This is a genomic window from Nguyenibacter vanlangensis (genome assembly GCF_013376155.1).
Taxonomy (GTDB): Bacteria; Pseudomonadota; Alphaproteobacteria; order Acetobacterales; family Acetobacteraceae; genus Gluconacetobacter; species Gluconacetobacter vanlangensis.
In genome coordinates, this window is the sequence record NZ_JABXXP010001010.1 from 1 (window position 1) to 803 (window position 803).

Genomic DNA, 803 nt, shown 5'->3' on the forward strand with positions numbered 1-803 from the left:
GCCGCCCAGGGCGCCGGGGCACCGGATGACGACGGCGGCGCGCAGGCCGATGCCGGCGCGCCGCCCCAAGGTGCGAACCAGGGGGGCCCCAACCAGGGAGGTCCGAACCAGGGGCCGGGCGGGACGCAGGTCGCGGCCCCGCCGATCACCTCGGACATGTCCGGGGCGATTCCCTTTGCCGGGCGCCTTCTGCCGCTGCCGGCCGGCACCTGGCACCCGGTGCTGACGACGCAGAGCGGCCCGCATGGCGAACTGATCAGCAATGTGCTGGTCCGGGCCGAAGGCGGAATCGTGACCGGGGTGGTGATCGCGCGCGGCAGCACCCAGTCGCTGTCGCCATCGACGGTCGAGGCGATGAACAATGGCTGCCACGACGACCGGAACTATCTGTCGAAGCTGGTCACCACCGATCCCAAGGTCATGGAATGCTGGTTTACCGCCCATGTCCAGATCGCGGGCCAGCCGCTGAGCGACAGCGTGGACATCCAGACCGCGTTCAACCGGCTGCACGTGCTGGGCTTTCCGATCCCCTATGTCATGCTGGTCGCCACCTGGAACTATGCCGAACTGGCGGCCGACCACGGCGCGAACATCGAGAACGTGACCATCCTGCTAAGCCCCGCCCGCAAGGGCACCATGACCCTGCCGGCCCCGCCCGACCAGTGGATGAAGCAATCCCTGCCGCAGAACCCGGGGGCCGCGCGTTTCGTGCATGAGGCCGACGACTGGATGAATGGCTGGACGACCATGCTGCGGCGCGGCTTCCACGGCGACCTGGTCAGCGGCGCGCCCGACCTGGCCCG

At 69.6% G+C, this 803-nt stretch carries 1 protein-coding gene; it reads left to right on the forward strand.

The annotated features are described in order from the left end of the window. Positions 1 to 803: hypothetical protein (locus HUK84_RS20855; protein WP_176641885.1), on the forward strand; the 803-nt coding region annotated here is incomplete at both ends.